General features: G+C 75.5%; 25 protein-coding genes and 1 tRNA gene. 21 read left to right on the forward strand and 5 right to left on the reverse strand.

What is annotated here, in order from left to right; genetic code table 11:
- The first annotated feature begins 2 nt into the window (after nt 1-2).
- From ACFY0O_RS12110 to ACFY0O_RS12130, 5 genes are all read left to right on the forward strand, one after another.
- Nucleotides 3-1,484 (forward strand): PLP-dependent aminotransferase family protein, encoded by a 1,482-nt coding sequence (locus tag ACFY0O_RS12110; protein WP_388945945.1) that lies wholly within the window; start codon nt 3-5, stop codon nt 1,482-1,484.
- A 299-nt stretch (nt 1,485-1,783) separates the two neighbouring features.
- Nucleotides 1,784-2,695: a nitroreductase/quinone reductase family protein gene (locus tag ACFY0O_RS12115; RefSeq protein ID WP_388945947.1), complete on the forward strand. Its 912-nt coding sequence runs from the start codon at nt 1,784-1,786 to the stop codon at nt 2,693-2,695.
- Nucleotides 2,696-2,807: 112 nt separating this feature from the next.
- Nucleotides 2,808-3,287 carry an LAETG motif-containing sortase-dependent surface protein gene (locus ACFY0O_RS12120; RefSeq protein WP_388945950.1) on the forward strand — a complete coding sequence of 160 codons (480 nt, stop codon included), beginning with the start codon at nt 2,808-2,810 and terminating at the stop codon, nt 3,285-3,287.
- Nucleotides 3,288-3,295: 8 nt separating this feature from the next.
- Entirely contained in the window at nt 3,296-3,958 is a 663-nt protein-coding gene (locus tag ACFY0O_RS12125) for an RNA polymerase sigma factor (RefSeq protein WP_388945953.1), read from the forward strand.
- Entirely contained in the window at nt 3,955-4,458 is a 504-nt protein-coding gene (locus tag ACFY0O_RS12130) for a hypothetical protein (RefSeq protein WP_388945956.1), read from the forward strand. The genes ACFY0O_RS12125 and ACFY0O_RS12130 overlap by 4 nt, the downstream gene beginning before the upstream one ends.
- Before the next feature lie 7 nt (nt 4,459-4,465).
- Here the strand turns inward: ACFY0O_RS12130 and ACFY0O_RS12135 are convergent, their stop codons facing one another.
- Nucleotides 4,466-5,479 (reverse strand): DUF2278 family protein, encoded by a 1,014-nt coding sequence (locus tag ACFY0O_RS12135; protein WP_388945959.1) that lies wholly within the window; start codon nt 5,477-5,479, stop codon nt 4,466-4,468.
- Nucleotides 5,480-5,597: 118 nt separating this feature from the next.
- Complete coding sequence (locus tag ACFY0O_RS12140) at nt 5,598-6,050, reverse strand: MarR family winged helix-turn-helix transcriptional regulator (protein WP_388945962.1); 453 nt, start codon at nt 6,048-6,050, stop codon at nt 5,598-5,600.
- Nucleotides 6,051-6,243: 193 nt separating this feature from the next.
- Here ACFY0O_RS12140 and ACFY0O_RS12145 point away from each other — a divergent pair, with 193 nt between their 5' ends.
- The 4 genes from ACFY0O_RS12145 (at nt 6,244) to ACFY0O_RS12160 (ending at nt 10,466) form a co-directional block, all read left to right on the forward strand.
- Nucleotides 6,244-7,464: an MFS transporter gene (locus tag ACFY0O_RS12145; protein ID WP_388945965.1), complete on the forward strand. Its 1,221-nt coding sequence runs from the start codon at nt 6,244-6,246 to the stop codon at nt 7,462-7,464.
- Nucleotides 7,465-7,538: 74 nt separating this feature from the next.
- Nucleotides 7,539-7,982 carry a heme-binding protein gene (locus ACFY0O_RS12150; RefSeq protein ID WP_388945967.1) on the forward strand — a complete coding sequence of 148 codons (444 nt, stop codon included), beginning with the start codon at nt 7,539-7,541 and terminating at the stop codon, nt 7,980-7,982.
- Nucleotides 7,983-8,069: 87 nt separating this feature from the next.
- Complete coding sequence (locus tag ACFY0O_RS12155; protein ID WP_388945970.1) at nt 8,070-9,707, forward strand: family 20 glycosylhydrolase; 1,638 nt, start codon at nt 8,070-8,072, stop codon at nt 9,705-9,707.
- A gap of 165 nt (nt 9,708-9,872) precedes the next feature.
- The gene (locus tag ACFY0O_RS12160; protein WP_388945972.1) at nt 9,873-10,466 is read left to right on the forward strand and encodes a hypothetical protein; all 594 of its coding nucleotides are present in this window, start codon (nt 9,873-9,875) and stop codon (nt 10,464-10,466) included.
- A gap of 21 nt (nt 10,467-10,487) precedes the next feature.
- Here ACFY0O_RS12160 and ACFY0O_RS12165 read toward each other — a convergent pair whose 3' ends face one another.
- Nucleotides 10,488-11,303 carry an endonuclease gene (locus tag ACFY0O_RS12165; protein ID WP_344157577.1) on the reverse strand — a complete coding sequence of 272 codons (816 nt, stop codon included), beginning with the start codon at nt 11,301-11,303 and terminating at the stop codon, nt 10,488-10,490.
- Nucleotides 11,304-11,520: 217 nt separating this feature from the next.
- On the opposite strand from ACFY0O_RS12165, the gene ACFY0O_RS12170 reads away from it, so the two are divergent.
- Complete coding sequence (locus tag ACFY0O_RS12170) at nt 11,521-12,087, forward strand: DJ-1/PfpI family protein (protein ID WP_388945975.1); 567 nt, start codon at nt 11,521-11,523, stop codon at nt 12,085-12,087.
- Nucleotides 12,088-12,146: 59 nt separating this feature from the next.
- On the opposite strand, the gene ACFY0O_RS12175 is transcribed toward ACFY0O_RS12170, so the two are convergent.
- Nucleotides 12,147-12,959 carry a glutamate ABC transporter substrate-binding protein gene (locus ACFY0O_RS12175; protein ID WP_388945978.1) on the reverse strand — a complete coding sequence of 271 codons (813 nt, stop codon included), beginning with the start codon at nt 12,957-12,959 and terminating at the stop codon, nt 12,147-12,149.
- 219 nt (nt 12,960-13,178) lie between these two features.
- On the opposite strand from ACFY0O_RS12175, the gene ACFY0O_RS12180 reads away from it, so the two are divergent.
- The 7 genes from ACFY0O_RS12180 to ACFY0O_RS12210 all read left to right on the forward strand — a co-directional run bounded on the left by ACFY0O_RS12180 (nt 13,179) and on the right by ACFY0O_RS12210 (nt 20,603).
- Nucleotides 13,179-14,291, forward strand: a complete 1,113-nt coding sequence (locus tag ACFY0O_RS12180) for a hypothetical protein (protein WP_388945980.1) — start codon at nt 13,179-13,181, stop codon at nt 14,289-14,291.
- Between the two features lie 75 nt (nt 14,292-14,366).
- Nucleotides 14,367-14,439, forward strand: a tRNA-Arg gene (locus tag ACFY0O_RS12185).
- A gap of 111 nt (nt 14,440-14,550) precedes the next feature.
- Nucleotides 14,551-15,702: a gala protein gene (locus ACFY0O_RS12190; protein ID WP_388945983.1), complete on the forward strand. Its 1,152-nt coding sequence runs from the start codon at nt 14,551-14,553 to the stop codon at nt 15,700-15,702.
- Nucleotides 15,699-17,537, forward strand: a complete 1,839-nt coding sequence (locus ACFY0O_RS12195) for an ankyrin repeat domain-containing protein (RefSeq protein WP_388945986.1) — start codon at nt 15,699-15,701, stop codon at nt 17,535-17,537. Before ACFY0O_RS12190 ends, ACFY0O_RS12195 begins: the two co-directional genes overlap by 4 nt.
- Complete coding sequence (locus tag ACFY0O_RS12200; RefSeq protein ID WP_388945989.1) at nt 17,534-18,733, forward strand: AAA family ATPase; 1,200 nt, start codon at nt 17,534-17,536, stop codon at nt 18,731-18,733. Before ACFY0O_RS12195 ends, ACFY0O_RS12200 begins: the two co-directional genes overlap by 4 nt.
- Before the next feature lie 2 nt (nt 18,734-18,735).
- A complete protein-coding gene (locus ACFY0O_RS12205; RefSeq protein WP_388945992.1) occupies nt 18,736-19,941 on the forward strand; it encodes a VWA-like domain-containing protein in 1,206 nt (401 codons plus the stop codon).
- Between the two features lie 119 nt (nt 19,942-20,060).
- Nucleotides 20,061-20,603, forward strand: coding sequence for a TerD family protein (locus ACFY0O_RS12210; protein WP_388945994.1), 543 nt, complete (start codon nt 20,061-20,063; stop codon nt 20,601-20,603).
- A gap of 140 nt (nt 20,604-20,743) precedes the next feature.
- Here ACFY0O_RS12210 and ACFY0O_RS12215 read toward each other — a convergent pair whose 3' ends face one another.
- Nucleotides 20,744-21,373 carry a TetR/AcrR family transcriptional regulator gene (locus tag ACFY0O_RS12215; protein WP_358893211.1) on the reverse strand — a complete coding sequence of 210 codons (630 nt, stop codon included), beginning with the start codon at nt 21,371-21,373 and terminating at the stop codon, nt 20,744-20,746.
- Nucleotides 21,374-21,557: 184 nt separating this feature from the next.
- Between ACFY0O_RS12215 and ACFY0O_RS12220 the strand changes: the two genes are divergently transcribed.
- The 4 genes from ACFY0O_RS12220 (at nt 21,558) to ACFY0O_RS12235 (ending at nt 24,114) form a co-directional block, all read left to right on the forward strand.
- Entirely contained in the window at nt 21,558-22,607 is a 1,050-nt protein-coding gene (locus ACFY0O_RS12220; RefSeq protein ID WP_388945997.1) for a phosphatase PAP2 family protein, read from the forward strand.
- Nucleotides 22,604-23,476 (forward strand): DMT family transporter, encoded by an 873-nt coding sequence (locus ACFY0O_RS12225; RefSeq protein WP_388946000.1) that lies wholly within the window; start codon nt 22,604-22,606, stop codon nt 23,474-23,476. Before ACFY0O_RS12220 ends, ACFY0O_RS12225 begins: the two co-directional genes overlap by 4 nt.
- Complete coding sequence (locus tag ACFY0O_RS12230; protein ID WP_388946003.1) at nt 23,473-23,778, forward strand: hypothetical protein; 306 nt, start codon at nt 23,473-23,475, stop codon at nt 23,776-23,778. The genes ACFY0O_RS12225 and ACFY0O_RS12230 overlap by 4 nt, the downstream gene beginning before the upstream one ends.
- 69 nt (nt 23,779-23,847) lie before the next feature.
- Nucleotides 23,848-24,114, forward strand: coding sequence for a GlsB/YeaQ/YmgE family stress response membrane protein (locus ACFY0O_RS12235; protein ID WP_388946006.1), 267 nt, complete (start codon nt 23,848-23,850; stop codon nt 24,112-24,114).
- Nucleotide 24,115: the final 1 nt, after the last annotated feature.

The raw sequence follows: 24,115 nt of genomic DNA on the forward strand, positions 1-24,115 counted from the left end.
CGGTGAGCAGGTCCAAAGAACCACCCCGGAACAGGTCCATAACGGCCCCGGACCACCAGGCCGGCTCCGACTTCCTCCAGCTCGACATCGGCCGGGCCCCCGCCGGCGGCCGCACGGAGTGGCTGGCCGGCCGGCTGCGCGCCGCCATCGCCGACGGCACCCTGCCCGTCGGCAGCCGGCTGCCCGCCAGCCGGGTCCTCGCCGCCGAACTGCGCGTCTCCCGCGGCCTGGTGACGGAGGCCTACCAGCGGCTCGCCGAGACCGGCCAGGTGGCCGGCCGCGGCCGGGGCGGGACGGTGGTCGTCGCCGCCCCGCCGGCCGCCCCCGCCGCCCCGGCCGCCCCCGCCCCGCGCGGCGGCCCGGTCGACGCACTGCGCGCCCTGCCCTGCCGGATCGACCTCTCGCCCGGCGTGCCCGACCTCACCGCCTTCCCCCGCACCGCCTGGCTCCAGGCCGAGCGGCAGGTGCTCGCCGCCCTCACCGCCGCCGACTTCGGCTACGGGGACCCGCAGGGCGCGCCCGCCCTGCGCGCGGCCGTCGCCGGATGGCTGGCCCGCAACCGGGGCGTGCGGGCCGACCCCGGCGAGGTGGTGGTCGTCGCCGGGGTCGCCCAGGCCCTCTGGCTGCTCGCGGGGGTCCTGCCCGGCGCGGGCGTGCTCCGGGTGGCGGTGGAGGACCCCGGCTCGCTCGGGGCCCGGCAGCAGCTGGAGCACGGCGGGCTGGACACCGTGGGGGTGCCGGTGGACGCGGCGGGCCTCGACGTGGCCGCGCTGCGGGCGAGCGGCGCCGGGGCGGTCCTGCTGACCCCGGCGCACCAGTTCCCGACCGGGGTGGTGCTCGACGGCGAGCGCCGCCGGGAGCTGCTGGCCTGGGCGGCGGACGGCGGGCTCGTCCTGGAGGACGACTACGACGCCGAACACCGCTACGACCGCGCCCCCGTGCCCGCGCTGCGGGCCCTGGCGCCGGAGTCGGTCGCCTACGCGGGCAGCGTCTCCAAACTGCTCGCGCCCGCGCTGCGGCTGGGCTGGCTGCTGGCCCCGCGCCGGCTGCGCGACGAGGTGGTGGAGGCCAAGCGCCACGCCGACCTCGGCAACCCGGTCCTGGCCCAGCTCGTGCTCGCCCGGCTGATGGACTCGGGCGAACTGGAACGCCACCTGCGCTTCGTCCGCCGACGCCACCGCCGCCGCAGGGACGCCATGCTCGGCGCGATCGCCCGCCACCTCCCCGGCGCCCGCGTGCACGGCGCGGCGGCGGGCCTGCACCTGATGGTCACCTTCGACGGCGCGGACTTCCCCGACACGGACCTGGCCACCGCCGCACTCGCCCTCGGAGTCAAGGCCCACCCCCTGTCCTGGCACCGGCTCACCCCCGGCCCGCCCGGCCTGATCCTCGGCTACGCGGCCGGCCCCGCCGCCGAGACCGAGGAGGGCGTCGCGCTGCTGGGCCGGGCCCTGCGCACCCTCACCCAAGATCATCGGCGTTGACACGGCCGCGCCGGACGCGTCTAATGGCGGACGGTGTCGCGTGACTCCGGCCAAAGAGCAGTGGGCCGGCCGGAGATCGGGCGAAACACCCTTCACTTCAGGGGACCGCCATGAACAGGCCATCCACACCCCGTAGTTGACCCGGAGCCCGAGCCGTACGCACGGCTCCCGCTCCGCGCTCCGGCCGCCGCGCCGCAGCGCCCCTTCTTCCCCGCGCACCCGCGCGTTCCCGCGTACGCCGCTCCGACGCCCCCAACGGGCGTCGACCGGCGTGCCCAGCCCTGCCTGGAGACCCACCCGTGCCCACGCCCACGTCCTTCAACCAGTCCGTCATCGAGGAGTTCCGGACCCGCCGGGGCAAGGTCGGCGGCCCCTTCGAAGGCGCCGACCTGCTCCTGCTGACCACCACCGGCGCCCGCTCCGGCGCCCCGCACACCACCCCGCTCGGCTACGTCCGCCACGGCGACGCCCTGCTGGTGGTGGCCTCCAACCTCGGGGCGCCCAGCCACCCCGCCTGGTACCACAACCTCCTCGCCCACCCCCAGGTGCGCGTGGAACTCGGCGCCGACGCCTTCGAGGCCCTCGCCGTCCCCGCCGAAGGGGCCCGGCGTGCGGAACTCTTCGCGGAGGTCCTGCGCACGGCCCCCGGATTCGCCGAGTACCAGGCGCGTACCGACCGCCTCCTGCCCGTCGTGGTCCTGGATTCCGCCGCCCCCGACGGATGGCGGTCCCCGGGCGAGGTCCGCACCCTGGCCGACAAGATCCTGGAGGTCCACACCTGGCTGCGGGCACAGCTCGGCCACGTGAGCGCCGAGACCGAGGCCCACTTCGCGGCCCGCGCCGCCCACACCGGGCCGGGCCGGCCGCCCGCGCCCGGGCTCGGGCTCCAGATACGCCAGCGCTGCCTGGCCTTCTGCCAGGCCCTCGCCTTCCACCACGCGGGCGAGGACGGGCACGTCTTCCCCGCGACCCTCGCCCACCACCCGCACCTGGCGGACACCTTCGAGCGGCTGCGCGAGGAGCACCGCACGGTCGCCCGGATCCAGGAGGAGCTGGTCACCCTGCTGGCCGGGCTGGAGATCGCCGATCCCGAGCGGTTCCGCGCCCGACTGGCCCGGATGACGGCCGAGCTGACGGCCCACCTCGACCACGAGGAGGAGACCCTGCTGTCCCTGCTGGCCGAGGTTCCGTGGCCGCCGCCGCGCCCCTGACGGACGGCGCGGAAAGTTTTTCGGGAGCGGCGGCAACCGATCGGCCCGTCGCGCGTCGTGCGGGGGTGAAGGGCGGAGTTCCGCGTCCTCGAACCGACCGTGGAGATGCACCGTGAAGAACCTGAAGCGCGTTCCCCAGTCCGCCCGCCGGGCGGCCGCCGTCGCTGCCGCCGCCGGGGCGGTCGTCGCCCTCGGCGGGCCGGCCTTCGCCGCGCAGGGGGCTTCCGCCACGCCCGCCCCGCCCTCCGCCTCCGCGGCGCCGCACCCGGTCCCCTCGCAGCCGGCCAACGGGCAGCCCACCGCGGTGCCTTCGCACCCCGGCGGCAGCGCCACGCCCAGCCCGGCCCCGACCCACCCGGGCGGCGGCAAGCCCTCGGCCGTGCCGTCCCTGCCGCCGGGCGCCACCCCCAGCCCGTCCGTCTCGCAGCCCGGCAGCCCCCAGCCGTCGGCGGCGCCCGCCTCCGGTGAGGGCTCCGAGCTCGCGCATACTGGGTCCTCGGCGACCACCGTCGCCCTCGGCGCCGGAGCGGCCGGGCTCGTCGCCGTGGGCGCCGGAGCCCTCTACACCGTGCGGCGCCGCGCCGGCAACTGAGGAACCCCGTGCTCGTACTCGCACCGTCCGCCGGCCCCGCCGTGCCCGCATCCCCTCGGGCACGCCGGGGCTGGTGGCGGTGGCTCACCCGCCGCGACACCCCCGCCCCGCCGGCCGGCCCCGGCGCGCGCCCCCACCCGTACACCTACGGCACGGCCGGCCGGGACCCGGGCGACACCGCCCCCGCGCCGACCGTGACCGAGCTGTACCACGCCCACCGGCTGTCCATGGTCCGGCTCGCGGTGCTCCTCGTCGACGACCTGGGCACCGCCGAGGACGTGGTCCAGGACGCCTTCACCGCCCTCTACCGCCGCTACGGGGAGCAGATCGCGGAGGTGGACAACGCCCTCGGCTACCTGCGCACCGCCGTGGTCAACACCGCGCGCTCCGTGCTGCGCCGCCGCCGCACCGCCCGCGCCTGGGTCCCCCCGGTCACGGCCGACGTGCCCTCCGCCGAGGCCTCCGTCGTCCTGGACGAGGCCCACCGCGAGGTCCTGGCGGCGCTGGGCCGGCTGACCCCGCGCCGCCGCCAGGTGCTGGTGCTCCGGTACTGGGCCGACCTCAGCGAGGCGGAGATCGCCGAGACCCTCGGCATCAGCCGGGGCTCGGTGAAGTCGAACGCCAGCCGCGCCCTGGACGCGCTGGAACGGATTCTGGAAGGACGGGTATGACCGCCGAACGCGCCGTGGAGCGCCGGCTCCGGGAGGCCCTGGAGGCGCGGGCCGAGGAGGTGACCGTGCGCTCGCTGCGCCCGGCCGACCCGCCCGGCCCGCACCGCGCGGCGCGCCGGGTCCGGCTGCGCCGCTCGGCCTGGGCCTTCGCGGGGCTGTCCGGGCTGGCGGCGGCGGCCCTGGCCGGCTACCTGGTCCTGGGCCCCGACGAGGCGCCGGTCCGTCCGGTCCCGCCCGCCGCGCCGCCGGAGCTCACCCCGGTCCCGACACCGACCCCGAGCCCGCCGTCGGGCCCGTCGCCCTCGGCGGTGCCGTCGGTGCCGCCGTCGCAGAGCCCGGGCCCCCGCCTGACGCCGACCCCGAGTCCGGCGCCGCCCTCGGGCCGTCCGGCCCGGCCGACTCCGCCGGCCACGCACGGCCCGGCCCAGGGCTCGGCCGTGCCCTCCCGGGCCTCCGGCGGGCCGACGGCGTTTCCGAGCCCGCCGCCCTCGAAGGGGTAGCGGGCGGTCAGAAGGTGATCGTCCGGCCCTCGGCGGAAGCCTGCCGGGCGGTGTAGGCCACGCCGTGCACCTTGAGGCCCGAGGGGTCCAGGAGGGTGATGGTGCCGCCCTGGTCGCCGAGCCGGAAACCGCCGCCCTCGCCGGCGTCGACGGTGAGCGTGGCGCCCGCCCCCAGCTTCCGGGCGGGCAGCGGGAGCGGGTGCCCGCCCTCGTCGGTCAGGCGCCAGCCGGTGAGGTCCAGCGGGACGGCGGAGGTGTTCAGCAGCGTCACGGTCCCCGCCCGCGGCGCCGGTCCGCCCGGGTTGACCAGGGCGGCGATGACCGTCAGGGGTGCCTCGGCGCCGGCCAGCCGCTCCGGGGAGCCGGGGATCGCGTGGCCGGTGACGGGGTCGGTGTGCCACTTCTGGGACTGGAAGGCGAGGAACACCGCGACCCACCGGTCCTCGGCGGGCAGGTGGAAGAGCAGACCGCCGTCCTGCCAGACCCCGTCCTGCGGCTCGAACCCCTTGCTGTTGCCCTGGTTCATGTGGATCTCGTGCACGCCGTCGGAGGGCTGGAAGCCGAACTCCGAGTCCTTCTTGCCGGGCTCGGGGCCGAAGCGGTCCCCGAAGACGTACAGGGCGATGGCGTGGTCCGCGATCGCGCGCTGGACGTAGTGGTCGAACAGGTCGGACAGGTCGTTGTCGACACCCGGGAGGTCCGGGGGCAGCACCCGCATGGCGGCGGGGTCGAAGAGGTTGCCGCGGACGAAGTCGAGGGCCGCGCCGCCCGCCTGGCCGTCCAGGTGCTTCCAGCCGCTGCCCGCCGCCGGGAGCCGCTGCGTCAGCGGATGGCGGAAGTCGTCCACGACCACGTACATCAGCTCGTGCGGCGCGACCTTGGAGCGGACGTTGACGGCGGCCCGGTAGTGGGTTCCGGCGTCGTCGAGGAGGTGCACCTCGTAGTGCGGTGAGTTGGTGCCTCCCTCACGATGCCGTTCGACGGCCCGCGCGGCCAGCACTCCGTAGTTCCCCAGGGGCATGCGCCATCCTCCAACACGCTCGGTTCGCCGGACCGCTCCTCAGCCTCGCAGCCGGGCCGCGCGCGCCGTAAGCCGCCGACCGGACGAAAGCCCGGCGGCGGGCGGGCGCGCAGGCCCGCTAGGCGCGCAGGTTCTCGACCGCGGTGACCAGCGGGGCCAGCTCCGGGCGGCCGGCCGCCTCGTCGAGGGCCTCGCGCAGGGCGGCGGCGTTGGTGGGACGGGCCTGGGCCAGGAGGTCCAGGCCCGCCTGGCTGACGTCGGTGTAGATGCCGCGCCGGTCGGTGTCGCACAGGTAGCGGTTGAGCAGGCCGCGGTCCTCCAGCCGGCTGACCAGCCGGGTCGTCGCGCTCTGGCTGAGCACCACGGACTCGGCGACCTGGTGCATCCGCAGGTGGCCGCCCGGACCGTCGTGCTGGCGGCTGAGCACGTCCAGCAGGGAGTACTCGCGCACGCTCAGCCCGTGGCCCGCCTGGAGGGCCCGCTCCAGGTGCGCCTCGATCCGGCCGTGGAGGAGGGAGAGGGCGCACCAGCCCTGGGCGAGGGGGATCGGGGCGCTGTCCGTGGCCGTCATGGGGTCCTCCGTCGTCAAGCCGTACGCGTACCGCGTGCGCGTGCGCGTACCGCCCAGGATAGGCGACCCGCGCAATAGCCCGCGTTTGCATTTATCCCGCGTCTGCAATTAATGTGGACGACTGTAAACGGCCGACACAAGATCCTGGCCGGTTTCCCCCAACTGTCCCCCCCACCCCGAAAGGCCGCACGTCATGCCTCTCGCGCTCCTCGCCCTCGCCATCGGAGCCTTCGGGATCGGCACCACCGAGTTCGTGATCATGGGCCTGCTACCCGAGGTCGCCGCCGGGTACGGCGTCTCGATCCCGACCGCGGGCCTCCTCGTCACCGGGTACGCCCTCGGCGTCGTCCTCGGGGCCCCGGTGATGACCGTCCTCGGCACGCGCGTCCCCCGCAAGCGGATGCTGATGCTGCTCATGGCCCTGTTCGTCGCCGGCAACGTGCTCTCCGCGCTCGCCCCCGCCTTCGGGGTGATGCTCGCGGGCCGGGTCGTCGCCTCCCTCGCCCACGGAGCCTTCTTCGGGATCGGGGCGGTCGTCGCCGCCGGACTCGTGGCGCCCGAGCGCAAGGCCGGAGCCATCGCCATGATGTTCACCGGCCTGACCGTGGCCAACGTGGTCGGCGTCCCGCTCGGCACCCTCGTCGGCCAGCACCTCGGCTGGCGCGTCACCTTCCTGGTCGTCGCCGCCCTCGGCGTCCTCGGCCTGCTCGGCATCGCCCGCCTGGTCCCCGAACTGCCCCGCCCCGAGGGCGTACGGATCCGCCACGAACTGGCCGCCTTCCGCAACGTCCAGGTGCTGCTGGCCATGGCCATGACCGTCCTCGGCTTCGGCGGCGTCTTCGCGGCGATCACCTACATCACCCCGATGCTCACGAACGTCGCCGGCTTCGCCGACACCTCCGTCACCTGGCTGCTGGTCCTCTTCGGCCTGGGCATGGTCGCCGGCAACCTCGTCGGGGGCCGCTTCGCCGACCGGGCCCTGATGCCGATGCTGTACGTCTCCCTCGGCGCCCTGTCCCTGGTCCTGGCCGCCTTCACCCTCACCGCCCACAGCAAGGCGGGCGCCGCCGTCACCGTCGCCCTCATCGGCGCCCTCGGCTTCGCGACCGTCCCGCCGCTGCAGAAGCGGGTCCTCGACCAGGCCTCCGGAGCCCCCACGCTGGCCTCCGCCGTCAACATCGGCGCCTTCAACCTGGGCAACGCCCTCGCCGCCTGGCTCGGCGGCCTGGTCATCAGCGCCGGCTTCGGCTGGACCGCACCCAACTGGGTCGGTGCCGCCCTCGCCGCCTCCGCCCTGGTCCTGGCCCTCGTCTCCGGCGCGCTGGAACGCCGTACGCACCGCCGCGCGGCGGCCGGGAGCCGCGTCGTAGCGGCCGGAGCCCCCTCGGCCACCCCCGCACCCGCCCACCACTGACCCGCACGATCCCCGGAATCCCCCGGATCCCCCCGGATCCCCCTTCGATCCCCCCGCAACAGGAGCGCACCGCAATGTCCCGTACCACCACCCGGACCGCCATCTCCCCGCTGACCACCGAGGACGCCGAACTGCTCGTCACCGCGGCCCGCACCGCCGCCGAGGCGGCCGGGGTCGCCGTCAGCGTCACCGTCCTGGACGCGGGCGGCCACCCGCTGGCCTTCCGCCGCGACGACCGGGCCGTCCTGATCTCCGGCGAGACCAGCACCCGCAAGGCCTACACGGCCCTCCAGCTCAACGCCCCCACCGCCGCCCTGACCGAGGCCGTCCTGCCCGGCGGCCCCTTCCACTCCCTGCCCACCGCCCTCGACCGGCCGCTGCTGTTCATCGCGGGCGGCCTCCCGGTCCACCGCGACGGCCACCTCGTCGGAGCCGTGGGCATCGGCGGCGGCGCCCCCGAGCAGGACCACGGCTTCGGCGAGGCCGCCCTGGAGGTCCTGTCCCGCGCCCTCGCCTGACTCCGCCGGGCCCGGGGCATCCCCCCTCCGCTCCGGGTCGCGCACACGGCTCCCCCGTGCCAACTTGGTACGGGGGACCGGTGCATCATGCGGAAGACGAACAGAAGGCTCCGAAGAGGACGGACCATCGCGACGGCAGCGGCCGCCGCCCTGGTCTCCTTCGCCGTACCGGCGTGCTCCGCCGGGGCCGAGGAGCACGGCGCCGCTCCCAGCACCACCGCCCCGCGGGGCGCCACGAGCCCGGCCGCCGGCACCTCCGCCACCCCGACCCCGCCGCCGGCCTCCTCGTACCCGCTGTCCACCGCCCCGCGCACCGTCCCGTCCGTACGGGAGCACACGCCCGCCCAGGGCCCCGGCTGGAAGCCCACCCCCGCCGCGCGGGTCCTCGTCGCACCGGCCGACAGCGCCGCCCTCGCCGACGAGGGCCGGCTGCTGGCCGGTGAACTCCACCTCGGGTACGCCGAATCGGACCAGCAGGGGCCCGGCGACGTACGGCTCGCCCTCGGCGCGAAGGGCTCCGGCCCGCCCGAGTCGTACACCCTCACCGTCGAAGGCGGCCGGGTCACCGTCACCGGCCCCGACGAGGCGGGCGTCTTCTACGGCACGCGCACCCTCAAACAGGAGATACGCGGCGCCGGTTCGGCCCCCGAGGGCACGGTGAAGGACGCCCCGGCCAAACCGCAGCGCGGGCTCAACCTCGACATCGCCCGCAAGAACTTCACCCCCGCCTGGATAGAGGACCGGCTGCGCGAGATGGCCGACCTCAAACTCAACCAGCTCGGCCTGCACTTCTCCGACGACCAGGCCTTCCGGATCGAGTCGGACACCCACCCCGAGATCGTCTCCACCCCGCACCTCACCAAGGTCGACGTACGGGAGATCACCGCCCTCGCCGCCCGGCTGCACATCGCGGTCGTCCCCGAGATCGACTCGCCCGGCCACCTCGGCGCCGTCCTGCGCGCCCACCCGGAGCTCCAGCTGCGCGACGCGGCGGGCCGGGCCGTCAAGGGAGCGGTGGACATATCCAACCCGGCGTCGGCGAAGCTGGTGGACGACCTGCTGCGCGAGTTCCTGCCGCTGTTCCCCGCCGGGTTCTGGCACCTGGGCGCCGACGAGTACCAGGCACTCGTCGTCAGTGACCCGCAGGCCTCCTTCCCGCAGCTCGCGAAGGCCGCGCGGGCCCGCTACGGGGCCACGGCCCGGGTACGGGACCTGGCGACCGGCTGGCTGAACGACCGGGCGGCGGTGGTCCGTCCCTCGGGCAAGGCCCTCAAGGCGTGGAACGACGGGATCTTCAAGGGCGGGGTCGCCCAGGCCGCCCCGGACATCCAGGCCGAGTACTGGACCGGCAAGGAGAACGGAGTCCGGCCCCCGGCGGAGTACCTGGCCGCCGGCCGCAAGGTGGTCAACCTCAACGACGAGTACCTCTACTACGTGCTCGGCGAGCCGAACCAGTTCACCTACCCCACCGGCAGGCGGATCTACGAACAGTGGACCCCGCTCGTCCTGCACGGCACCGCCGCCGTCCCGGCCTCGTACGACGCCCAGATCCTCGGCGCCCGCCTCGCCGTCTGGTGCGACCTGGCCGCCTCGCAGACCCCGGCCCAGGTGGCCGCCGGCATCCGGATGCCCCTGGCCGCGCTCTCCCAGAAGCTCTGGGACCCGCGCCCGCCGCAGGCGCCCTGGACCGGGTTCCAGGCCCTCGCCCAGCGGCTGGCCCCCTGACCGGCGCCCGCTGAGCGGTCACGCGCGTCCGGCGCGCGGGGCCGGAGGTCCGCGCTCCGCAACAAGCCGATCCCGGCCCGGTGACGAATCCCTTCCGGCCGTCGCCCGGCCGGATCCCGGCGGCTACGGTCTGCGCGACGGCGGAACTCGCAGAGGGAGCGGACCATGAGAGCGGTACGGGGGCAGACGGCCATGGCCGTCCTCGCGGTGTGCGGGATGCTGGCGCTGAGCGCCTGTCAGAACGGTGACGACCCGGCCGCCGCGCCGGACGCCAAGCCCAGCGCGGCCGCACCGGCGGGGCCCACCGCCACGACCGCCGTGCCGGCCCCCTCGAAGACCGGGGCGGCGCCCAAGCCCTCGCCTACCGCCACCCCGCCGGGGAAGGTACCGCCCACGCCGGCCCCGCCCTCCGGGACACCCTGCGGCCCGGACGGCAGGAAGCCTGTCGCGCCCGACACGATCGCCGTGCAGCGCTACACGCCCGAGGGCGGTATGACCAGCCTCATCGTCCAGCACGGCACGTACGGCTGCCCCGGTCGCTTCGAACCGGCGGGCCCGTGGACGTACATCCCGATCTCGGAGACCGCCGAGATCACCGCGACGGCGCCGATCCTGCCCTCGGAGGTGATGGGCAAGCCCATCTCCACCAGCGAGCTGACCGGCTGGCTGGACACCCACCCGGACAAGGGCCTCCCCTTCCGCTACCACCTGAACGCGGAAGGGGTCATCGACACCCTCAACGAGATCTACGTCAAGTAGCCGCCGAGCCCACCGGGGCGTCTACCAGATGGAGTTGACCCACTCCGGGTGGTCGATGAACGGGTTGCGGTTGTGCTGGTAGGTGTCGAAGATGACCTGGTTGCGCCGCTTCTCGAAGGCGTCCGGCGGGTCCATCTGGTTCCACTGCTTCAGCAGGCTGATCCGGCCGAAGAGGGGCGCCGTGCCGTTGTTGACCTTGTCGTTCATCTCCAGGTCGGGGAAGCCGTCGCCGCCCTCGTAGCGCACGGCCATGTAGAGCAGCATGCGCGCGACGTCGCCCTTGACCGCGTCCCGCGGTTCGAAGGAGTCGGCGTCGGTGTAGCTGCCGGGGGCCTCGGCGACCGGGCTGCCGCCCATGTCGAAGTCCTTGTTGCCGCGGGTGCTGTTGACCGTGACGTCCTCGGGACGCAGGTGGTGCAGGTCGGTGCCGGGGCCGGTGGCCGTGCCGAAGTCGCCGTGGCTCTTGGCCCAGACGTGCTCGCGGTTCCAGTCGTCGACGCCGCCGCCGTTGGTGTTCTTGGACTGGGAGCGGCCCGAGTACACCAGGATGACGTTGTTCGGGTTGGCGGGGTCCTGGTCGGTGACCTTCAGGGCGTTCCACACGCCGTCGTACGTCACCGTGGACTGGTTCTTGATGATGTCGTGCAGCGCCGTCTTCAGCGCGGCGCCGGTCTTGCCCGCGGCGGGCGCGTAGTAGTCGTCGACGCTGGTCGCGGCGGCCGCGGCGCGGGGAGCCGCCGCCGTCCGCTGGGGGCCCGCCGTGGCGGTGGCCGGTATGAGGAACAGCGCGGCGGCCGCGAGACCGGCGGCCCAGGGGGCCGTACGGGAGATTCTCATGACGTGGGGGATACCTCTCCACAAGCACCGTCCCCGCCCTGGCAGTTGGCGGGGTGTCGGGTGGCGAAGCGAGGCTCACATTGTCATGTATCGAACAGGTTAAAACCATGTGTCGGACAGGCGCGCGGCGGGGTTTCCCGGATCGCGGCGCTGGGCACGGTAGGCGGTGCCCCGAACGGCCCGGCCGGCCGTCGACAGCGCCCCCCTGGAGCAGCCCATGCCAGTGAAGATCCTCATCGTGACCGGCGACGCCGCGGAGTCCCTGGAGGTCCTCTACCCCTACCAGCGGCTCCGGGAGGAGGGGTACGAGGTCCACATCGCGGCCCCCGCGCGCAAGAAGCTGCGCTTCGTCGTACACGACTTCGAGGAGGGCTTCGACACCTACACCGAGAAGCCCGGCTACACCTGGCCCGCCGACCTCGCCTTCGCCGAGGTGGTCCCCGAGGAGTACGCGGCCGTGGTCGTCCCCGGCGGGCGCGCCCCGGAGTACCTGCGCAACGACCCCGAGGTGCGCCGGATCCTGGCCGCCTTCGCCGGGGCCGACAAGCCCATCGCCCAGATCTGCCACGGCCCGCTGATCACCGCCGCGAGCGGGGCCCTCGGCGGGCGGACGGTCACCGCGTATCCGGCGCTCGAACTCGACATGCGGGCCGCCGGCGCCGAGTTCCGGGACTCCGAGGCCGTGGTCGACGGCACCCTGGTCTCCGCCAGGGCCTGGCCCGACCACTCCGCCTGGATGCGGGAGTTCCTGACGGTGCTGCGCGCCAAGGCGCCGCTGGCGTAGGCGCGCGGGCAGGCGCGAGGGGCCCCGCCGGATCCGGCGGGGCCCCTCGCGCCTGGGTGTCAGCTGCCCGTGGTGACGCGCGGGGCCGGTTCGTACTTGTAGTTCGCCTGGCCGAAGTTCTTCTTCACGGCCGCCTCCCAGGAGCCGTCCGAGACCATCTTGGTGAGCGCCGCGTTGATCTTCTTCTGGAGCGCGGAGTCGCCCTTCTTGAGGCCGATGCCGTAGTTCTCGTTGCTCAGGTTCAGCCCGACCAGCTTGAACTTGCCCTCGTTGCCCTTGCGGGCCGCGTACCCGGCGAGGATGGAGTTGTCGGTGGTCATGGCGTCCACCAGGTTGTCCTGGAGGGCGACCAGGCACTCCGAGTACCCGCCGAGCTCCAGCACGCCCGCCTTCGGGGCCAGCTTGCTGCGCACGTTCTCCGCGGAGGTGGAGCCGCTCACCGAGCACAGCCGCTTGGTGTTGAGGTCCTCGGGCTTGGTGATCGTGTTGTCGTCGGCGCGGACCAGCAGGTCCTGGTGGGCGACGAAGTAGGGGCCCGCGAAGTCGACCTGGGCGCGGCGCTTGTCGTTGATCGTGTAGCTGGCCGCGACGAACTTGACCTCGTTGTACTGGATCAGCAGTTCCCGGTCGTTGCTGTAGACCTGCTTGAACTCGATCTCGTTCGCCTTGTACCCGAGCTCCTTGGCGACGTACGTGGCCACGTCGACGTCGAAGCCGGTGAACGTGCCGTCGGGCTCGCGCATGCCGATGCCCGGCTGGTCGAACTTGATGCCGACCGAGATCGGTTCCTTCTTGGCTTCACCGCCACAGCCGGAGGCGGTGGCGGCGAGGGCGATCACTGCGGCGACCGCGCCGGCCTTGGGAACCTTCATGTGCTGCTCTTTCCTGGGGGAACGCGGAACCACGGGGAAGCTCGCGGAAGCGTGGGGGGACGTGCGGAACCGCGGAGGCGCGAGGGCACGTGTATGAGGAAGCTAGGAGGGTGACGGGCGCAGCGTCACTGCATCTGAGGAAAACTTGAGGATAACGATCCGGTTCCGCCGCAGATCCTGCGGCGGAACCGGATCGGAGCCGAAGAAGGGGGCCGGTGTATGGCAGCGGGCGGGACGACGGGCGCGGCGCGGGTCGAGGGGAACACCCTGTTGCTCGGCGACGGGGTGCGTATCAGGTTCATTCGGACACTTCGCCTCCCGGAGTCGGGGACCCACGCGCTCCCGCCGGGGCTCGGGGAGTTCCCGCTGCGCCGGGTCGAGGACTATCCGGACACGGTCCCCGCGGAGTGGCGGGCCAAGGGCGGCGTGATGCTGCCGGTGTACCTGCGCGAGGCGATGTGGCTGGCCTTCGGCGGCTCGACGGAGCCGGCCGCGCTGCAGGTCGGGGTCGGCAAGGTGTGCGCCGTCTCGGGCAGGCCGTGGACGGGTCGGCTGGCGCGCGACCCGCAGAACTACGTGGTGCTGCCCCGTCAGCCCTGGCTCGACGGGATCAACTCGGGCGACGGGACGGTCCGCCAGTTCGTCGCCGTCCCGCTCGGCCTCGGCGCCACCGTCGAGGGACAGGTCACCGGCGAGGAAACCACGGGCGGGGTGCAGCTCCAGGCGTTCCCGCTGGAGCCGGACGCCCTGGCCGCCTGGCGCGAAGCCAACCGCCCGCGCCCCGACCGCCCCCGCTTCGGCGGGGCGCCGCCCGCGCCCGGATCGGCGCCCGACGCCTACGGGGCCGCGCCGACCGGCGGCTACGGGTTCCCGCCGCCCGCGCCGATGGCGATGGCCGCCCCGGGCGCCGCGCCGGCCCCGCCCCCCGCCCGGCGGCCCGCCGCCCCGGCGATGGGGCTCGGCGTCGGCGGGTCGATGCGCCAGGAGGTGTACCGCGACGACCGGAAGCCCTCCGCCTGGGCGGACACCCCGGCCGCACGGGTCTTCGTCCACCTGGTCACGCCGCCCGAGTGGCGCCGCATCACGGGCGAGGACGCCCCGCCCTCGCCCGTGGACCGGGCCGTCTACAGCAAGGCGGGGCTGCCCTGGTACGACTACTACGACGAAAGCGGAACCGACCTGCCGGCCGCCGGACCGCTGGAGCAGGTCAAGCCGGTGGGCGACTGGCTCGGCGAGGACCACACGCCCTGGGCGCCCCCGGCGCCGGGCCAGGTCAAGCACCTCGGCAACGCGCCGCGTCCCGGTGACCCGGTGCAGGACGGCGACTGGTAGCCGAGCGGCGGAGCGGCCGGACAATTCAAACTGGTGATCGATTTTCGGCCGTCCGGCCGCTATGATCACCGCAGCAAGGCCGTAGCGCAGAGGTCGTCGCGCCCAAGCATCGAGCTGGAGGACGTCGGTTCGAATCCGACCGGTCTTGCGCCTCTCTTTCCCGCCATGACGGCACGGCGCGCACCGCCGTGCCGTCATGGCGGTCGTACCCCAAGTTGCTCGGTCGCCGGAAGCCGGCGAAGGAACCGGTGGAGTGGTGATGACACGGCCGACGCCCGTACGGTGCCCCGCGATCGAGCACCCGGACCTGCCGCTCGCCGACCCGGCGGCCCTGGACCCGCTGCTCGCCCGCCTCGCACAGGACCACCCCGTCGAGACCGACGAGACCTTCCCCCTCGGCACCCTGCGCGCCGACGGCCGCGTCGACCTGTGCAAGCAGGGCCTCGGCCCCGCCGGAGCCGCCCGGCTGCTGCCCGCGGCCACCGCCTCCCCGCACGCCGCGCACCTCCTGCTCGGCACCAACTCCATCGCCGACGAGGGCGCCCGCACCCTCGCCGCCGCCCTCACCGCGGCCGGCCCCCAGCACGGGCTGCACACCCTCTACCTCGGCTGCAACCGCATCGGCCCCGACGGCCTCCTCGCCCTCGCCGCGGCCCTCGCCGAGGACACCGGCGTCCGCGCCCTCTGGCTCAAGCGGAACCCGCTGCACGAGGACGGCGCCCGGACCCTCGCCGCCCTGCTGCGCCGCAACACCGCGCTGCGCACCCTCGACCTGGTCAACACCGGCGTCACCGCCGACGGCGTACGCCTCCTCCTGGACGCCCTGCGCACCCGCGAGACCCCCCTGGAGCGGATCTACCTCGGCGGCAACGGCCTCACCGCCGAAGCGGCCCCGCTGCTCGCCGCCCTGATCCGCGACGCCGGGGTCCGCGAGCTGTACGTCCCCGCCAACCACCTCGGCGACGAGGGCGCCGCGGTCCTCGCGGCCGCCGCCGCCGCAGCCGGCCCCGCCCGCCCGGTGCGCCTGGGCCTGGGCGGCAACGGCATCGGCGTGGCCGGAGCCCGCGCCCTGGCCGACGCCCTCGGCGGAATCGAGTCCCTCGACCTCGGCCGGGTCCTGTCGGAGCGCAGCCTCGGCTCCACCGGCAACGCCACCGGCGACGAGGGCGCGTACGCCCTGGCCGACGCCCTGCCCGGCAGCCCGCTTCGCCGCCTCGAACTGCGCCACACCGGCATCACCGGCCGCGGCGCGAAGCGCCTGCTGGCCGCCCTGCCCGAGGACAGCCCCCTGGAACACGTCGGCCTCGGCCCCGGCACCCCCCGCCGCCTCAAGCGCTCCTTCGCCGAGCGGCTGCCCCCCGCCCGTCCCGGCCACCCCGACCTGCGGGCGATCGGCAGCGTGTACCGGTGAGCGCGGCCGGCGAGCGCCCCCTCGCAGACCTGCCGCCCGGCGCCCTGCCCGACGCGGACGCCGCCTCCTGGCAGCGCGTCCGCCGCTACGCCGTACCCCGCTGGATGATCGAGCGGTCCGGCGCGCACCGCCAGGCCGGGGACTGGCGCGCCGCCTGCGCGGCCGCCGGCGTCGAGGTCGCCTTCGACCTGCCCGCGCCGGCCGCCGCGTACGGACCGGCCGTCGCCGCGGCGGTGGAGGAGGACCTGCTCCACCTCGTCCCCGACCTGGTGCGCTGGCACCTGCCCCGGGTGCTCGGCGGCCGCAGCGTGCTGGCCCCCAGCCGCCGCGTCGTCCTGGCCCGCTACGGCCGGGACGACGATGCCCCCGCCCTGTACGTCACCACCCGCGGCATGGTCGACGGCCCGCAGCGGCTGCGGCTGCACTGCACGCCGGTCGACCCGGCGCGCAAGCACCACGCCTACGGGGGCTGGATCACCGAGGACTGGACCCTGGCCCGCTGGTTCTGGGACTCCCGGCACACCGCCGCACTCCGCTCCAGTGCCGGGCCCGCCGGCCGCCTCCCCTTCTTCCACGCCGACGGCACCCCGCTCGGCGCCGACGCGCTGCCCTCCGCCGAGCCCGCCCCCGGCGACCGCGCCGCCCGCACGGAGTGGGCCGCCGAGCTCTACCGGCGCGGTGACCTGGAGGGCGCCTTCGCCACGGCCGGGATCGAGCTGGACCTGTCCCCCTTCGAGCGGCGCGGCCACCTCTACCCCAGTCACGACGCCCGGGAGGCGCTGGAATCGACTCCGCTGGAGCCGGTCCGGCTGGCCGAGGAGTTCCGCCGCCTGACGGCGGCCGGCGCGGGGGAGCGGTTCCGCTTCTCCCCGCACTGGCGCGCCCTGCTCCTGCTGGAGCCCGCGGCGGGGAGCGGCCTGCGGCTGCGGCTCGTCGACCCCCAGGCGGTGGGCGACGTCACCCGGCTGCCCGGCTACGTCTGGCAGCCGCTGCCCGCCCCGTACCTGGTGCGCTCCGGCCGGACCGCCCCGCACGAACTCCATCCGCTCGTCGCCGGGGCGCTGTTCCCCGGAGCCGGCCCGGCCTCGGGACCGCCCGGCCCCGCTCTGCCCCGGCCCGTGCGGGTGCGCTGCGCCGGAGCGTGGCACGAGGTGCGTTCGCGCGGCGGCGTACTCGAACTCCCGCACACCGCCGAGGAGCAGCAGCGCGAGCGCGCCATGCGCGCCTTCGGCGGGGCCATCGCGGGCTGCTTCGCCGTGCGCGAGGCCTGGAGCACCGGCGCGGGCCGCCTCCCGCGCGCCCTGCGGGCCGAGCGGCGCGAGCTGTTCGAGCGCGTCCAGCACGGCGACACCCCCGGCGTCCTCGCGCTCCTCGACGCGGGCCTCGACCCCCGGGCGCGCAACGGGCGCGGCCAGGGCCTGCTGCACCTGCTGCCCTTCGTACGCCACGAGGAGTTGCTGCCCCGGCTCCTGGAGGCCGGACTCGACCTGGAGCAGCAGGACGACTCCCGCCGCACCCCGCTCCAGTGCGCCGTCCAGAACGGCGGCACCGCCGCCCTGGTCCGCGCCCTCCTCGCGGCCGGCTCCCGCACCGACGTGGTCGACGACATGGACCTGTCGCTGGCCCAGGTGGTGCGCCGCTACAAGCGGGCCGACCTCTCCTTCCTCAAGCGGCTGGTGGAGGAACGCCACCCCGACCTCGGCTCCGGCGAGTACGACGAGTTCATGGACGAGCGCGAGGAGTGGGAAGAGGACGAGGAGTACGACGACCACGACGGCTACGCGGCCATCGGCGACCCCACGGGTCCCGTCGGCGGCGGGGCAGGGGAAGCATGACCACCGCACCGACGCGGCCCGCGCCCGCGCTGGCCGCCGCCGACGCCCTCAACGCCCGGCTCGGCGCCACCCGTACCGAACCCGCCGCCAACCCCCAGCTGGAGGCCCTGGCCCTCGCGGTGACGGCCAATCAGCCCGTCCTGCTGTGGGGCGAGCCCGGCATCGGCAAGTCGGCCGGCATGGAGCGGCTCGCGGCCGCCCTCGGGGTCCGGCTGGAGACCGTCATCGCCAGCGTCCACGAGCCCTCCGACTTCGCCGGGCTGCCCATCGTCGGCGACGACCCCGCCACCACCGGCGTGCCCATGGCTCCGCCGGACTGGGCGGTGCGCCTGGCCCGCACCGGGCACGGCCTGCTCTTCTTCGACGAGCTGTCCTCCGCCCCGCCTGCCGTCCAGGCCGCGCTCCTGCGCGTGGTCCTCGAACGCCGCGTCGGCAGCCTCGAACTGCCCGCCTCCGTACGCATCGTCGCGGCGGCCAACCCGCCCTCCAGTGCGGCCGACGGCTGGCACCTCAGCCCGCCGCTCGCCAACCGCTTCGTCCACCTCGACTGGACCCACGACGCCCGTACGGTCGCCCGGGGCATGGCCGGCACCTGGCCGGAGACGGCCCTGCCCGCCGTCGACCCCGCCAAGGCCTCCGGCGCGGCCGCCCGCGCCCGCGGCGTGATCTCCGGCTTCCTCACCGCCCGCCCCGGCCTCGTCCACCACATGCCCAACGACGCCGAGGGCCGCGGCCGCGCCTGGCCCTCCCCGCGCACCTGGGAGATGGCCCTGCGCCTGCTGGCCACCGGCTACGCGGCCGGCGCCGGCCGGGAGGCGCTGTCCGCCGCGCTCACCGGCGCCGTCGGCGACGGCGCGGGCCTCGAACTGCTGGCCTACCTGGAGCACCTCGACCTCCCCGACCCGGAGAAGGTGCTGGCCGACCCCGACGCCTTCGCCCTGCCCGAGCGCGGCGACCGCCAGCTGGCCTGCCTCATCGCGGTCGTGGCCGCCGTCCAGGGCGAGCCCACCCGGCCCCGCTGGGAGGCGGGCTGGACGGTGCTGGCGAAGGCCGTCGACGCGGGCGTGCCCGACGTGGCCGCGCGGGCCGCCGCCGACCTGGCCGCGATGCGCGACCTGTCCTGGCCCGTACCCGCCGGGATCGACGCCTTCGTGGAACTGCTCCAGCTGGCCGGGGCCCTGCCCGGCGCCCGCTGACCGTGGACCGCCCCCTGGACCGGGCCAAGCTGCTCGCCGCCCGTTACGCTGCGGCCGAATCCCGGCCCTACCTGGCCTCCGCCCTGTACGCGCTGACCGTCGTTCCCTCCCCGGGGCCGACGGGGGTGGCCACGATGGGCGTCGACCGGCACTGGCGCTGCTACGTCTCGCCCGCGTTCGTGGAGCGGACGCCCGTGCCACAGCTGGCCGGCGTGTGGATCCACGAGGTCGCCCACCTGCTGCGCGACCACCACGGCCGGGCCGACCGCCTCCCCGCCGCCGACCAGGGCGATCCAGTGCGGATCAACATCGCCCAGGACTGCGAGATCAACGACGACCTCCTCGCCGACGGGCTCGCGCTGCCCGAGGGCAGGATGGAATTGGCCCGCTTCGGCCTCCCCGCGGGCGGGCTGTTCGAGGGCTACCTGCCCGCCATCCCGCACACGCCGCCGCACGCGCACGTGGACTGCGGCTCGGGAGCGCACGGCGTCCCCGCGCCCTGGGAACTCGGCGCGGCCGACGGCGCCGCCCGGATCGGCCCGACGGAGGCGCAGGCCCTGCGCCGGACCACCGCGCAGGCCGTCCGCGCCCACCGGCGCGGCCGGGGCCGCGGCAGCGTCCCGGGTGGCTGGGAGCGCTGGGCGGAACAGGTGCTGGAGCCCGTCGTCGACTGGCGGCGCGCCCTCACCGGGGCGGTACGGGAGGCCGCGGCCTGGGCGGGCGGCGCCGTCGACTACACCTACCGCCGCCCGTCGCGCCGCACCCCCGCGCTGGGCGGCCGGGTGGTGCTGCCGAGCCTGCGCCGGCCGCTGCCCCGGGTCGCGATCGTCGTCGACACCTCCGGTTCCATGGGGGACGAGGAACTCGCCGCCGCGCTGGGCGAGGTGACCGGGGTGCTGCGGGAGGTCGGCGTCGGCGGCAACCGGGTCGCTGTCCTCGCCTGCGACGCCGACGTACAGGCCGTCAACCGGGTCACCAGCGCCCAGCAGGTGACGCTCGCCGGGGGCGGCGGCACCGACATGGGGGTGGGCATCGCGGCCGCGCTGGACGCGCCGGACCGGCCGCAGATCGTCGTGGTCCTGACCGACGGCTTCACCCCCTGGCCGGAGGGCTCGCCGCCCTGCCGGGTGATCGCCGCGCTGATCGGGGCGGACGCCCCGCAGCCGCCGGACTGGGTGGAGACCGTACGGGTGGCCCCGGCGGGCTGACCCGCGAACTGGCCGGTTGTGTACGGTGGTTCCGCCGGTGATCGGCAACCCGTGACAGCATGGCCGGGCCGGACACGCGGGGGACACGGCCCGCGGCGGCCGAGCGGAGGGGGAGTCCGGTGACCGGAGTACGCAAGAGCCTGGCCAAGGTGGAGATATCCCTGCGCTGGGACCCCAGCCCGGCCGGATCGCCCCCGCACGACCTCGACCTGGTCGCCGGGGTCTTCGGGGCCGCCGACCCGCACGGGCAGCCGGTCTACCTCGTGCACTTCGGCAGCCGCGCCCCCGACGGCACGATCACCCTCGACCGGGACAGCCGCGACGGGCGGGGCTTCGGCTGGGACGAGGTGATGACCCTCGAACTGGACCGGCTGGCCCCCGAACTGGTCCGCGTGGTGGTCGGGGTGGTGATCCAGGACCCGGGCCCGGCGGGTACGCCCGGCCGTACGGTCTTCTCCGCCGTCGCGGGCACGGGGCTGCGGATCCGCGAGGGCTACACCGACCTCGCCACCGGCGACTTCACGGAGCTCGCCGGGGCCACGTCTGCCACCGTCGCCGCGTTCACCCGCGACGGCGGGGGCGGCTGGACCCTGGACGCCCGGCCCCGCGGCTTCGACGCGGACCCGCAGGAGTACACCCGGCTGATGGGCGCGGCGGCCTAGGACGATTCCGGACCGGACGGGGCGGCGGTCCCCCTGCTCGGGAGGGCCGCCGACCCGTCCGGGTGGCGCGCTGCCGCCGTCCCCACGAGGCAGCGCGTGGCGGGTCGCCGTCCGGTCATCGTGAACGGCGGCCCACCGGTTCAGGTGGCCGGTCGGTCCCCCGGGCCGATGCCCAGGGCCGGCAGCAGGGCCGCGTCGACGAACCGGACCAGGTAGTCGGCGTCCGCGTAGCGCCCCTCCAGCACCGGCCGGATCCGCAGGACGCCCATCAGCTGCGCCGGCAGGAACTCCACGGCCGGGTGGTCCGCGGCGATCTCGCCCCGTGCCACGGCCCGCTCCACGATCGTGTCGAAGGCCGCCAGCTCCGGCTCGACCAGGGCCTCGCGCAGCGCGCGCTGGAGCTCCTCGTCGCTGAGCACGGCGTTCCCGAGGGCCTGGGTGAGGCGGGTGTCGCGCCCGGAGGTGCCGGCCGCGATCCGGGCCGCCTCGCGCAGGTCGCCCGCCAGGTTCCCGGTGTCCACGTCGGCCAGCGTCCGCTCGCCGCGCCGCGCCCGGCTCGCGCGCAGGGCGGCGGCGACCAGCTGGGGCTTGGTCTTCCACTGCCGGTAGAGCGTCGACTTCCCGCAGCAGGCCCGCGCGGCCACGCCCTCCATGGTGAGGGCCTCGTAGCCGTGCTCGCGCAGCTGGTCCAGGACGGCGTCGTAGAACTCCTGCTCACGCTCCGGGCTGATCTTGGAGCGGCGCGCGGGGGCCTGCGGCGTGGACGTCATGGGCTGCGGCTCTCCTCGTGAGCTCACGGGCGGTGGGTCGTGCTCCCGAGTGTAAGCCCCCGGAGGCTTATCGCTACACCATCGTATCGATACGCCAATGTATCGATACACTGGCGTGTCGATCGGAATCGGTCCGACCGAAGCGACCGCATGCCGCTCCACCCGAAAGAAGTGAGACCGGGGGATGACCTCCCACACCACACCCGGCCGGCCGACCGCCCCCGCGGGCGGGGCCCGGCGCCGGCTCATACGCGAGCTGCTGCTCGTCGCGGGCCTGTTCGCCTTGTACAAGGCGGGCCGGATGCTCTCGACGGGCCGCACCGAAGAGGCCCACCACAACGCCGTCCGGGTCTGGGACGCCGAGCGCGCCCTGCACCTGCCCGGCGAAGGGGCCGTACAGCGGCTGCTGCTCCACTCGGACGCCGCCGTCCACGCCGCGAACACCTACTACGCGGCCGTGCACTTCCCGGCGACCGTGCTCTTCCTGGTCTGGCTGTACCTGCGCCGCCCCGGGCACTACCTGTGGACCCGGCGGGTGCTCGCCGTGCTCACCGGCGCCGCCCTCGCCCTGCACCTGTCCTTCCCGCTCGCCCCGCCGCGGATGCTGGAGGCCGCGCACCTGGTGGACACCGGGCAGGTCTACGGGCCCACCGTCTACCGGGCGGCCCCGGACGCCGACACCATGGCCAACCAGTTCGCGGCCATGCCCTCCCTGCACTTCGGCTGGGCCCTGATGCTGGCCCTCGGGATGATCGCCGCGACCCGCTCCCGGTGGCGGGCCCTGTGGCTGCTGCACCCCCTGGTCACGCTCCTGGTGGTCGTGGGCACCGCCAACCACTACTGGCTCGACGCGATCGTGGCCACCCTCCTCCTGGGCGCGGCCCTCCTGGCCATCCCGCGCCCGCTGTCGGATGCCGCCGCACCCGCCCCGGCCCCGGCAGCCGCGCCGACGGCGGCGCCGCGCCCTGCGGCAGCCGCCCCGGTGCCGGCCGCCGCTCCCGCCGCGGGGGTACCGGTGCCCCCCGACGCGGCCGCCGTCACCACGGGCCGATCCGCACCCGCCCCGTTCCCCGCCCAGGGCCCGTTCCCGGCCCCGGCGGCCCCGATCCAGGCCTCGATCTCGGCCCCGGCCCCGGCCGCAGGCGGCCCGCGGCCGTCGGGCGAGGCCGGGCGGGATGTCGGGGAGCCGGGCCGCGCCGTACCCCTTCCCGTGACCGCCGGAGGCGACCGGTGAACGCCACTCTGCTCGCCGTCGCGCTCTGCCTCGCCTCCGCCGTCACCTACGCGGCCGCCGCCGTCGCCCAGGAACGGCTCGCCCGCCGGGCCGTCGCCCGCTCCGCCCGCGACCTCCTCGGCAACGGCGCCTGGTGGTGGTCGGCCGGGCTGAACGCCGCCGCCGCGCTGCTGCACGCCGCCGCCCTGCGCTACGGACCGCTCACCCTGGTCCAGCCCCTCGGCGCCCTCACCCTCGTGGCCGCCGTCCCGCTCGGGGCGCGCGGCGCCGGCCGACGCGTCGCCGCCACCGAGTGGCGGGGCACCCTGGCCACCGTCGTCGGGCTCGGCCTGCTGCTGCTCCCCGCCTCCGGCCCGGCCCCCGACGACACCCTCAGCGTCGCCGAGGCCCTCACCGTCTCGGGCGCCACCCTGGCCGTGATCGCCCTGCTCACCGCCCGCAAGGACCCCGGCCCCGGCCTGCGGCACGCCACCGCCTCCGGACTGGCCTCCGCCGTGGCCTCCGCCCTGACCCAGACCGTCACCGTCGCGGGCGGCCGCGGCGGCTCCCTGCTCAGCGCCCGGGTGGTCACCGTCGCGCTGCTCGTCGTGGTCTTCGCGGTCGGCGGCATGCTGCTCTCGCAGCGGGCCTACCGGGGCGGCCTCGGCGCCCCGCTCGCCGTGGTCAACCTCTCCAACCCGCTCGCCGCCGCCCTCATCGGCATGGTCCTGCTCGGCGAACGCCTCCACGGCGGAGCCTTCGGCATCGTGCTCGCCGTCGCCGGAGCCCTCGCCGCCGGCCGGGGCGTCCTGCTGCTGACCCGGACCGCGCCCGGCCCCGCCCCGACTGGCGAAAGCCACCCCGTTCCGGTCGGCCACGTGACAGCATGACCACCATGGCCGACCGCTCGTACCTCTCCCTGTGGTCCAGGAACTCCGTGCTGTCCATCGGCTCCGTGGGCTCGGTGCTGTCCGTGGGTTCGGTGGGCAGCGTGCTGTCCGTCGGCTCCCTCGGCTCCGCGCTCTGCGCCGGCTCGGCGGCCTCCTGGCTGAGCGCCGGCTCCGCCTTCTCGGCCCGCTCCGCCCTCTCCCTCTTCTCCTACCGTTCCCGCGGCGGTCTCGCGGTGGCCGGCATCGGCGCCGTGACGGCCGCCGCCCTGATCACCGCACGGCGGCGAACCAGCCGCGGCTGAGAACCGCCGGCCCCGCGCCTGCGTCCTCCTCACCGAAGAGACGCGGAACAACGAGCGGAGTGAACGACCATGGGCATCATCGGCTGGATCGTCCTGGGCCTGCTGGCCGGAGGCATCGCCAAGATCCTGCTGCCCGGCCGGGACCCCGGCGGACTCATCGGAACCACCCTCATCGGCGTCGCGGGCGCCTTCATCGGCGGCTGGCTCTCCGCCACGTTCCTGGACCGCCCCATCCAGAACCACTTCTTCGACCTCGCCACCTGGGGCTCCGCCATCGCGGGCTCCCTCGTCCTGCTCATCGGCTACCGCATCCTCTTCGGCAACTCCCGCGACTGAC

Origin of the sequence: Streptomyces sp. NPDC001594, from assembly GCF_042893675.1 — a bacterium.
In the GTDB taxonomy this organism is placed as follows: Bacteria; Actinomycetota; Actinomycetes; order Streptomycetales; family Streptomycetaceae; genus Streptomyces.

Coding starts and splice junctions, on each gene's coding strand:
- ACFY0O_RS12130 (WP_388945956.1), top strand. CDS start 3,955: ATGACCGCCGAACGCGCCGTGGAGCGCCGGCTCCGGGAGGCCCTGGAG.
- ACFY0O_RS12135 (WP_388945959.1), bottom strand. CDS start 5,479: ATGCCCCTGGGGAACTACGGAGTGCTGGCCGCGCGGGCCGTCGAACGG.
- ACFY0O_RS12140 (WP_388945962.1), bottom strand. CDS start 6,050: ATGACGGCCACGGACAGCGCCCCGATCCCCCTCGCCCAGGGCTGGTGC.
- ACFY0O_RS12145 (WP_388945965.1), top strand. CDS start 6,244: ATGCCTCTCGCGCTCCTCGCCCTCGCCATCGGAGCCTTCGGGATCGGC.
- ACFY0O_RS12150 (WP_388945967.1), top strand. CDS start 7,539: ATGTCCCGTACCACCACCCGGACCGCCATCTCCCCGCTGACCACCGAG.
- ACFY0O_RS12155 (WP_388945970.1), top strand. CDS start 8,070: ATGCGGAAGACGAACAGAAGGCTCCGAAGAGGACGGACCATCGCGACG.
- ACFY0O_RS12160 (WP_388945972.1), top strand. CDS start 9,873: ATGAGAGCGGTACGGGGGCAGACGGCCATGGCCGTCCTCGCGGTGTGC.
- ACFY0O_RS12165 (WP_344157577.1), bottom strand. CDS start 11,303: ATGAGAATCTCCCGTACGGCCCCCTGGGCCGCCGGTCTCGCGGCCGCC.
- ACFY0O_RS12170 (WP_388945975.1), top strand. CDS start 11,521: ATGCCAGTGAAGATCCTCATCGTGACCGGCGACGCCGCGGAGTCCCTG.
- ACFY0O_RS12175 (WP_388945978.1), bottom strand. CDS start 12,959: ATGAAGGTTCCCAAGGCCGGCGCGGTCGCCGCAGTGATCGCCCTCGCC.
- ACFY0O_RS12180 (WP_388945980.1), top strand. CDS start 13,179: ATGGCAGCGGGCGGGACGACGGGCGCGGCGCGGGTCGAGGGGAACACC.
- ACFY0O_RS12190 (WP_388945983.1), top strand. CDS start 14,551: ATGACACGGCCGACGCCCGTACGGTGCCCCGCGATCGAGCACCCGGAC.
- ACFY0O_RS12200 (WP_388945989.1), top strand. CDS start 17,534: ATGACCACCGCACCGACGCGGCCCGCGCCCGCGCTGGCCGCCGCCGAC.
- ACFY0O_RS12215 (WP_358893211.1), bottom strand. CDS start 21,373: ATGACGTCCACGCCGCAGGCCCCCGCGCGCCGCTCCAAGATCAGCCCG.
- ACFY0O_RS12220 (WP_388945997.1), top strand. CDS start 21,558: ATGACCTCCCACACCACACCCGGCCGGCCGACCGCCCCCGCGGGCGGG.
- ACFY0O_RS12230 (WP_388946003.1), top strand. CDS start 23,473: ATGACCACCATGGCCGACCGCTCGTACCTCTCCCTGTGGTCCAGGAAC.
- ACFY0O_RS12235 (WP_388946006.1), top strand. CDS start 23,848: ATGGGCATCATCGGCTGGATCGTCCTGGGCCTGCTGGCCGGAGGCATC.